Annotated in this window: 6 protein-coding genes and 1 pseudogene; 3 read left to right on the top strand and 4 right to left on the bottom strand. The window is 54.6% G+C overall.

Going from position 1 to position 10,016, the window contains the following annotated elements; genetic code table 11:
* Positions 1–560: aminodeoxychorismate/anthranilate synthase component II (locus ABJK56_RS04780; protein WP_347243523.1), on the bottom strand; the 560-nt coding region annotated here is incomplete at its 3' end.
* Positions 561–611: 51 nt separating this feature from the next.
* A complete protein-coding gene (locus ABJK56_RS04775; protein ID WP_347243522.1) occupies positions 612–1,520 on the bottom strand; it encodes a response regulator in 909 nt (302 codons plus the stop codon).
* Positions 1,521–2,327: 807 nt separating this feature from the next.
* On the opposite strand from ABJK56_RS04775, the gene mgtA reads away from it, so the two are divergent.
* From mgtA to mnmG, 3 genes and pseudogenes are all read left to right on the top strand, one after another.
* On the top strand, positions 2,328–4,997 hold the full coding sequence (gene mgtA, locus ABJK56_RS04770) for a magnesium-translocating P-type ATPase (protein ID WP_347243521.1): 2,670 nt from the start codon (positions 2,328–2,330) through the stop codon (positions 4,995–4,997).
* A 2-nt stretch (positions 4,998–4,999) separates the two neighbouring features.
* Positions 5,000–5,803: a PTS sugar transporter subunit IIA gene (locus ABJK56_RS04765; RefSeq protein ID WP_347243520.1), complete on the top strand. Its 804-nt coding sequence runs from the start codon at positions 5,000–5,002 to the stop codon at positions 5,801–5,803.
* Between the two features lie 17 nt (positions 5,804–5,820).
* Positions 5,821–7,629, top strand: a pseudogene (gene mnmG, locus ABJK56_RS04760) (tRNA uridine-5-carboxymethylaminomethyl(34) synthesis enzyme MnmG); the annotation flags it as partial.
* A 39-nt stretch (positions 7,630–7,668) separates the two neighbouring features.
* Here the strand turns inward: mnmG and ABJK56_RS04755 are convergent.
* Both ABJK56_RS04755 and ABJK56_RS04750 read right to left on the bottom strand, forming a co-directional pair.
* Positions 7,669–9,477: a hypothetical protein gene (locus ABJK56_RS04755; RefSeq protein ID WP_347243519.1), complete on the bottom strand. Its 1,809-nt coding sequence runs from the start codon at positions 9,475–9,477 to the stop codon at positions 7,669–7,671.
* 209 nt (positions 9,478–9,686) lie between these two features.
* Positions 9,687–10,016 (bottom strand): hypothetical protein (locus ABJK56_RS04750; RefSeq protein WP_347243518.1); only part of this gene is annotated, 330 nt, incomplete at its 5' end.

The raw sequence follows: 10,016 nt of genomic DNA, 5'->3' as shown, positions 1-10,016 counted from the left end.
AGGATGGACTCCGGATGGAACTGCCATCCCACGATCGGCAGACGGCTGTGGCGGATGGCCATGACCGTACCGTCTTCGAGCCATCCGCTGACGCAAAGGTCCGATGGCAGGGACTCGGCCTCAACAATGAGGGAGTGGTACCTTCCGACGACTAGCGGGTTGGGGAACCCTGCGAACTCGCACTCCCCGTCATGCCACATAAGAGAAGCTTCGCCGTGTACGGGTTGGAATGCCCGCGAGACCCGTGCGCCGAATGCTTCGGCGATGATTTGATGCCCCAGACACACGCCGAGGATGGGAACGCCACCACGAATGCTTCGCACAAGCTCCACGGTTCCAGCGTTCAGGGGCGCACACGGGCCTGGGGAAAGGACCACGAGGTCAAAGTTTTGGCAGATAGCGTCTTTATCGGGAAGAAAAGGCACGCGCTGCACAACCGCCTCGCAAGAAAGGTTGTGAAAATAGCGCGCGAGGTTATGGACAAAACTGTCCTTGTGATCGATGAGCAGAACCCGGTAAAAATACCCCATGGCAAGGACGGGCGGACAAATCTTTCGCAATTCCCTCTCCGTTCAGAATCGGATACGATGGTCATCCATCGATCGAGTCACTCACTGAGGATTGACCGGACGCCTTTTAATAAGCGTTACCTGGTTGCCGCGATCATTAAAGCGGACCTCGTCCATAAATGTCTGCATCAAAGAGAGACCCCGCTGCTGCTCCAATTCCGGTGATTGGTCCTTTCTTCGGACGATTTTCTGTACGTCGAATCCCGGCCCGTCGTCAGTCACGGTGAACACAGCCTCGTCTCGCGTGATTTTGATGTGGACTCGGATCTTTCGATCACGATAGGGTGGTTCACGCCGCCGTTTTTCCACTAGACTCAATTCATCTTCCTGGAGGATTCGGTCGGATACCGCTTCGATCTCTTCTTTGCTGATCTGAAGATTGCCATGAAATAAGGCATTTAAGAGCGCCTCCTTCAGGGCGATACCCATTTGCAGTCGTCCGGGAAAATCGGTGAACCGCACCCCGGCCAGGGTCTGTTGAACAACTGAGACCAGCGGTTGAATCAGTTCTGGTTCGTTGTCTAGCAGGTATTCGAATTCAATGAATTCCAGGCATTCGAAAAGTCGCTCTCGCTCTCGGTTTTGTTCGGCGATTCGCAGGACGGAATCTGCCGTTTCAGCGAGTCTTGTGGAAAGTTGAGACTTCGGCACATAACTGGCCGCACCTCGTTCCAATGCCTCGATAGCCAGCATGTCAGAACCAAAAGCTGTGGTCAGAATCACAGGGACCTCGGGGAAAGTTCCGCGAAGATGCCGGACAAGTTCCAGCCCGTCCATCTCGGGCATGCTGATATCAGTAATGACTAAGTCCGGCGGGCTCTGTTTTACTCTGGCAAGCGCTTCGGCACCGGAGGCAGCGTACTCCACCTTCCAGCCAAATTTTTTTTCCAGAAGTGATCCTACCAGCTTGCGATCGAGCGGCGAATCGTCCACCACAAGGACCGTCGTCATGATTGTGACCTCCTCAGGTGAGCAGTGTAACGTGTCACCAACTATCTTTATATCCAATTTCACAACCGTTCACCACGGATGAGTTGGCTGTCCCGAGTTCCAGGCAGAGGTGGACGCGATGAAGATTCAGCCGGTGCCTGGGTAATTCGTCGGCAAAACTACCGGCAGACAGGAATGTGGCGGGATGGAGGCGGCAGAGCGGCATGTGGTCCAAGGGAAGCTCAAGACTGGCTACTTAGTCCTGGAAGAAAGCGATCCTACCGTGGGTTTCAATTCGGAGTCAGGCAACAATTATTGCAAGCGCTGGCACACTGTGGCGAAGATGAACGCACGCGGCGCGTCCTTGAATAGCCACGCGCTGCGTTCTACACTGAAAAGGATACGGGGCACCAAGTGGGGATGTTAGTCTGCAGCGGCTGAGCTCGGCAGAACGCCGGCGCCAGTTGATCAGGACCGCACTTCAAGCCATGCAACCTGAAATGATGGATAACGAGCCGGACGACCATCAATGTACGATTCTCCGCACTCTCCGGAGGTCGCGGGTCGGTCATAATCCCCTGCCGTAACGGATCGACACCACGCCTCCGGTGGACGAATCGGCGCGTGAAACCGGAGGCGTGAGATGACTTATTTGCCCAAAAGATCGTGCGATACCGCTCCAGCCGTGTTCAGAACCACCGCGCCTTTTGGTGCGGGCAATGCATTGGGGCTCTGTGCTCTTCATTTTTTCCGCGGTCAATCCTTAGCTGGCGGTGCTAGTTTGATTTCTCTCCTTGGTTTTCCAGTTGGCACTGCAGAGGGGGGCGCATGATGCGAGCTCTGTCCCATTCCTTGATCATTTCGTTCCGGCGTCGAAATGGGACGGGTGAGGGAGCGGCGAAAACCGTCACTCTCACTCCCGACGAGAAAAGACTTCTGGAAATTTGTCTCGTCACTCCAGGGGAAGCCCTCCAGCGGCTCAAGTCTTCACCTAACGGCCTGTCTAACGAGGAAGCGGAGAACCGTCTTGAGGAATTTGGTCCCAATGAACTTCCCCATGCCAAGCGGCTGTCGGTATGGGCCGATATTTTTCATCGCCTGCGCAATCCACTCAATATTCAGCTGATCATCATTGCCTTTGTGTCGTTTCTCGTCGGGGAATGGAAGTCCACGATTGTGGTAGGTGCGATGGTGTTGCTCAGCGTGGGGCTCTCATTCATCCTGGATCGGCGATCCCAGCGCGCGGTTGAGGCTCTGGGAAAGCGCGTGCAACCGCGGAGTGTGGTTCTGCGCAACGGTCGCGAAACCGAGGTCAAAATCTCGGAAATCGTCCCTGGTGATATTGTGCTTCTACAGGCAGGGGCGATGATTCCAGCGGATGTGCGGCTTCTCAGCGCAAAGGACTTTTTTGTCAGCCAATCGGTTTTGACCGGGGAGTCCATGCCCGTCGAAAAAACCGCCCTGGTGAGTGGCGATGGCGTTTCCAGTCCCTGGGATTTGCCGAACGCGTGCTTTTTAGGCAGTAACGTGATAAGTGGCACTGCCCGGGCACTCGTAGTGAATACCGGGGGCCACACAATACTGGGCTCGATTTCACAGCGGTTGGCGGCCACACGGACAGAAACGAGTTTCGACCGTGGTGTTCGTAGCTTTACCTGGTTGATGATTCGGATGATGGTCATCATGGTGGCCGCCGTTTTCCTTCTCGTCGGCTTGACCAAGGGCAACTGGGTCGAGGCCCTGCTTTTTGGTCTGTCCGTCGCGGTCGGCCTCACGCCGGAAATGCTTCCCATGATCGTGACTGTCAACCTCGCCAAGGGTGCGCTCAGCATGGCGAAACGGAAGGTGATCGTGAAATACCTGCCGTCGATCCAGAACTTTGGGTCCATGGACGTCCTTTGCACGGATAAGACCGGAACACTGACGCAAGACCGCGTGGTCCTCGAGCGTCATGTGGATGTAACCGGCCGACCCAGTGAGGATGTTCTGACTTACGCCTACCTGAACAGTTATTTCCAGACGGGATTGCGCAGCCTCATTGATCGTGCAGTCCTGGAAAGGGCGAATCTCGACGTCGAGGGGAACTGCCGACTGGTGGATGAACTTCCCTTTGATTTTGAGCGGCGCAGGATGTCAGTCGTCGTGGACTATGAGGGCGATCACGTCCTGATCTGTAAAGGAGCAGTGGAGGAAATCTACCAGCAGTGTTCATACTACCAGATTGGTGACGAAGTCTATCCACTTATTCCTGTCATCAAAGACGACCTTTTTGAAGAAGTTGAGCGGCTCAATCGCGAGGGCTTCCGTGTTCTCGGCGTGGCGTATCGGGAATTCCCCCGCGAAAAGACGACCTTTACTGTGGCGGATGAATCCGATTTAATCTTGCTCGGCTATATCGCCTTTTATGATCCGCCCAAGGAATCGGCACTCGAGGCGATTCGGCTTCTTCGCGATGTGGGGGTATCTGTCAAGGTGCTCACGGGCGACAATGCGCTGGTTACTCAAAAAGTATGTCACGATGTGGGGCTTCAGGTCCGCCGTGTAGTTAGTGGAACTGAGTTGGTTGATCTTACCGACGAAGAATTTAGTCGTCTTGTGGAAGAGGCAGACGTGTTTGTCAAATTGAATCCGAGCCAGAAAGAGCAGATTGTCCAAAAGCTTCGAGAGCGGGGACATGTCGTGGGCTTTCTCGGAGATGGAATCAACGACGCACCAGCAATGCGCGCGGCGGACGTGGGCATTTCGGTCGATTCGGCGGTCGATGTGGCCAAAGAAGCCGCCGATATCGTTCTCCTCGAAAAAAGCCTCCTGGTTCTCGAAGAAGGAGTCATGGAGGGACGCCGAATTTTCGCGAATATAATCAAGTATATTCGGATGGGCGCAAGTTCTAACTTCGGTAATATGTTCAGCGTGGTCGGGGCGAGTTATCTTTTCCCATTCCTTCCTATGAAGCCGATCCACGTGCTCGTGAATAACTTGTTATACGATATATCGCAAACTGGTATACCGTCGGACAATGTAGATCCCGAACAGATCGCCAAGCCGTTGAAATGGAATATCGACAATGTTCGTCGTTTCATGGTGTATATTGGCCCGATAAGCTCAATATTCGACTATGCAACGTTTGCCCTGATGTGGTTTGTGTTCGAGTGCTGGCGGTTTACCCACACGGGCTCGCCAGGTGGTATAGATTATGTATCTCTTTTCCAAACCGGCTGGTTCGCGGAGTCGCTTCTGACGCAGACTTTGATCGTCCATATCATCCGCACAAGGCGTATTCCGTTTATTCAAAGTCGTGCCTCCATGCATCTGACGCTGACAACCTTGGTTGTGGCTTCAATAGGGATCTGGCTGCCGTACTCCCCCTTGGCCAATCTGTTGGGAATGGTGCCCCTCCCACTTAGCTATTGGCCTTTTATCGCCGGGTTTTTGCTGTTGTATGCAATAATGACGCACTTTGTAAAAACATGGTTTTTCCACAGATTTGGAGATGAATAAACATGGACAGCCTGCTCGACGCCCTGCAGGAAGGTCGCCTTATCGAACTGCCGGAGGGAGCAGACAAGACTGCTGCGCTACGGTTGCTGGCGCGAATTTTGGAGGCCATCCCCAGTTTGCCGGCAGGTCTGGATATTGAGGGGCTGGTTCTGGAACGGGAAAGGACTGCCGATACGTCGCTAGGAAAGGGATGGGCCTGTCCACACGCACGAGTATCGTTTGAGGGCGACCTGCTGTGCGTCGTGGGATGGAGTCCCCATGGCATTCAATACAATGCCAAAGATCAGGCTCTGGTTACCATCATCACGATGTACCTTGTTCCGGAAAACCAGCGCAATCAATACCTGCGGGAGGTCTCCCTCCTGGCGAAGGCAATTCAGAACTATCCCGGTTGGGAAAAGATCAATGAAGCACGGGAAATTAACGAGGTTCGTGAGCGATTGCTGGATCTCATCAGTTCGGCAAAAGAAATGGTGGGGCCCGACAGCCGTGCGCGAATGATTCGTCTTCAGCGACCGCGCATCGAGCCGACGCCCATCACAGATCTTTCGAATCTGGTCATCGAGCCGGTTACGCTGGTTGTTGGTCCCGATTTTAAACCCATTATCCTCACTCAACACGCGGGTTTAGCACGGTATCTAGAAACCGTGACCGGTTTGGCGGAGCGGATCGAGACGGATGGATACTTCCAGAATGGGGGTTGGCGGATTATTCGCAGGAGTAAAATGGTGTATCAGAATGGCCGCGTCATGTATGACTGTCTGGCGATTACAACCCGTCGTAAAGATCTTTCACCGGAAAGTTAGCCAAACTACAGCGCACCATGAACAGCAGCGCATACGAATTTGACGTCATTGTGATCGGAGCCGGGCACGCGGGGGTGGAGGCAGCCCTCGCCTCCGCCCGAATGGGCGCGAAAACTGCTCTGCTCACAAGCAACCTCGACACCATCGCCAAGATGAGCTGCAACCCCGCCATCGGAGGCGTAGCCAAAGGGCAGATCGTTCGCGAGATTGATGCCCTGGGCGGGGCCATGGGTCTTGCAATCGACCGTACAGCAATCCAGTTTCGACTTCTCAACCGCAGAAAGGGACCAGCGATGCATGGTCCCCGCGCCCAGGCAGACAAACTGGCTTACCATCAGGAAGTAAAGCGTATTTGCGAGTCGCAGGAGAATCTATCGCTCCGACAAGAAACGGTCGAAGAGTTGCTGGTTGAACAAGTGGCGGGAAAAACCCGAGTTACCGGCGTGCTGGTGCGCGGGGGAGCCGTTTATCGGGCACCGTGTGTGGTCGTCTGTGCGGGAACGTTTATGCAGGGGCTGCTCCATTTTGGGGACAAGACGATGGTAGGCGGCCGTGCGGGTGAAGAAGCTGTTGTTGGACTAAGTCGGTCACTTCGCCAGCTCGGATTCGTCGTTTCCCGGTTTAAAACAGGAACACCACCTCGACTCAACGGTCGAACCATTGACTATACCCGACTTGAAATCCAGCATGGTGATGAACATCCTGTGCCCTTTTCTTTTATGACGGGCGAAATCACCCAGCCGCAATTGCCGTGCTGGATTACCTACACGAATGACAAGGTCCATGAGATCATCCGCCAGAATTTGCACCGCGCCCCAATGTTTACGGGCCAAATTCAATCCACGGGACCGCGTTACTGTCCGTCGGTGGAAATCAAAATCGTGAGGTTCCCGGACCGGCCGCGGCATCAGCTTTTCCTGGAGCCAGAAGGACGTAATACACTTGAAGTCTACGTTAACGGGCTTTCCACAAGCCTTCCGCGAGATGTCCAAGAAGCGATGATTCGCGAGATCCCGGGGCTGGAGAAGGCGGAGATCATCCGCTACGGATACGCGATCGAGTACGATTATTTACCGCCTGATCAGCTCCATCTGTCGCTCGAAACAAAACGTGTGGAGGGGCTTTTCCTAGCCGGCCAAGTGAATGGTACCACGGGATACGAAGAAGCCGCCGGACAAGGTCTGATCGCCGGAATCAACGCTGTGCTCAAGCTGCGAGGGAAGGACCCTCTCATTTTGAGAAGAGACCAAGCCTACATCGGAGTTATGATCGACGACCTCGTCACTCGAGGGGTGGATGAACCCTATCGTATGTTCACCAGTCGGGCTGAATATCGGCTTCGGTTGCGGCACGATAATGCCGATCGTCGGTTGACGCCCCTTGGTCGCGAGCTTGGTCTAGTGGATGATGCACGTTGGGGCCGATTTGTTCAAAAGGTTGAGGCCATTGAACGGCTACGCGCTGTCCTCGAGGCCACGCGACAGGGTGGGGTTCCGCTGTCGCGGCTGCTTACCAGGCCGGAGGTTTCCTGGGACGACATTGTGTCGATAGCGCCTTCCCTTTCGGAGTTTCCACGGGACGTCGTGGAACAAGTGGTGATCGACATCAAATACGCCGGGTATCTTGCGAGAGAAGAGGCGGCTATCGAGCAGCAGCGTCGCTTGGCGGAAAAGCGGATTCCAGATGATATCGACTATTTTTCTGTACCGCATTTGCGGGCAGAGGCGAGGGAGAAATTTTCCAAAATCAGGCCCCGGGACTTCGCTCAAGCGGGTCGAATCAGCGGCATCACTCCCGCGGACCTAGCTGTTCTTGCTTTCTATTTGGGCCGGCGTGGCCGGTCCAGTGATTCCGCTTCGGCCACCTTAGGGGAGCTTCTTGCGAAGGGCAAAGAAGACGAGGTGCAGGCCGGTAGCGTCGTCGATGAGCAAGCCGCCTTGGGGGGCGAAATAGCGCTTGAGCACATCCACAGGGGGCAGCTTTCCACCTTTGATTGCCTGGATGATGGCCGTCCCGACTGACTCTTTGGGCGCGTCAATTTCTATAGCCCGAAGCACCGGCGAATCGTTTGATAGATAGGCCTCATACCACATCTCAATCGTGCTCTCGGGCCGACTGAAGGTGAAGAGCGAGGGACTCTCGGTACCGGCCAGTGCTTTGATTCGGCCCCGCACCAGCTTGTATTCCAAGGAGTCGGTGAGAGATTTTTCAGGAGAATCGGCAGTAATAAGCATCTGTTCCATGAACGCTGGGCTATCCGTCGAGACTACGTATGGGCCAATTGCCGCTAGGCAGGGAATCGGGTATCGCATTCCTTCGGGAAACGATTCAGGACGGTTTCTGGTCGAGATGTAGTAACTGCGCTGGCCGAATTCTTTCTTTTCGAGCGCCTGTCCGGATGACTGGGCGATGGTCTCGACCAATTTAGCTGCGTTTTCCTCGTCCTTCATTTCCAGCACAAAACCTCCAACCACACTGTTAAGTCGAATCGGACGCTCAATCCACTGGGCAAGAGTGATTCTCCCGGTGGTGGCGGGCAGTATGTCCTGGACCACATCGAGCTGCAAGCGACGATTGATCTGATCGAGGACTTGCCGCTGAAAGGCCCCTTCACCGCGAAACCCATCGTAGATCTTAGAAATACGCTCGACCGTAACGGGCAGATCCACATACACTGTGACGTACTGCATGACAGAGTCGGGGATGAAAAACTCCGGGGTTCCGTCTCCTTTTTTGAAGGCCGGGATATCCAGGACCCCGCGGCGAGGATTGTCCAGAAAGATGTGGAGCTCTCGGATTGAATCCCATCCTGCCACGTCCAAACTCATAGCGGCTCCTATGGAGTTCAGACCGTCCAGACCGAGCACCGGCAGAATCGCCAGCGTCACCGCCGCGCCGGGATTCATAGTCTTAAGGCCTTCCAGAATTTGAAGCGGGTCCGCGAAAACAAGGCCATGGATTTGACCTTGTTTGGCATAGCGAATATTGCTCAGAAATTGTTGGAATTTCTTCTGTTCCGCCAGCGTGGCCGATCCCGCAGCGCTTCCCTTGGCTCGGCGTATGACGTCTCGGATTACTTGTAAATCGCTTTCTCCTGAGAAAGCGATTCCGCCAATGAATCGCGAGCCATCCAGCGCTACTCCGAGCACCGCTTTCTCTTCACGTGGTGGAGTGATGGCACGGAAAGTCACATCCTCCACCTGTTCTACGCGAACTTTGCCACCATCTGTGGCGGTCCGATGGCAAACGAAATCCACGAGCTTGGAAACGGTCTCTGCGTTCTGCCCGGAATCCAGATACACCAAGAGTACCCAATTCTGCGTAGAGGAGGAAACGAATCCCACCGATACTTCGCCCTGGGGAATGGCAAGTAATGCTTCGAGAGAGACTCCGGTTTGTTTTTCGAACTCCTCGCTTCCTTTCACGAGGGCAGCCCAGACGTCCGCTACGAACGGACGCAACTCCGGATCGCTGACCATCCGTCCCACCGCAGATTGCAGAAACGCCGTTTTTGCGTTGGCGATATTCGGAATGCTTACGAAGGCTGCCGTGTCCTGGGGAAAGATTTTCGCCGCATAGGGAACAGGCTGCCCCCACGCTGCGCGGTGGAGAGCACAACCTAGGAAGAAAAGAACTGCCCACTTGCCGATCGCTCCCGACTTGCCGCAATGCATGGCTCACTCTCCCATCTACCGCTGATCAGTTCTAACTTCACCACCTTGCGATGGAGCACAAATTTCAAAACCAAGCTTGTACCCTCTGCGGGGCCGCCTTCAATTCCGAACAGACACTTTCTCAGCAAACTGTACACATGCCAGCCAAAAAGGTTACATAAGCTGCATCAAGGCCAGCGGCTGATCCGCTACAGGGTGGTGAAAGCTAGTCAGTAAGGATACAGTCCTTTAAGCGTTCGCTTTTCCACGTCCGGAAATTCGTAATCTAGAGTGACGGGCTCCTTATTGACTTCAATGCCGCCCAATTTGGGATCCCACAACCAGGTCCATTGCCGTAACTCATCGCGGTGAAGGATAGATCGGTCGATCACGCGGGTGCGACGTTCTTTCTTCCATCCGCCGTAAGCCCAGGTGAATTGCCAGATTTCGTGACGAATCGTGGCGGCTCCCGGGAAGTCTCCCTCGTAGCTGGTGGGAAGATCCCGGATCAGCATGACAAGGACACGCACGACTTTGTCATCGCCTCCAAAATATAACGG

It is taken from the genome of Thermogutta sp. (assembly GCF_039793925.1).
GTDB lineage: Bacteria > Planctomycetota > Planctomycetia > Pirellulales > Thermoguttaceae > Thermogutta.
Note: the sequence above shows the minus strand (reverse complement) of the source record. Positions and strands in the feature narration are given on the sequence as shown.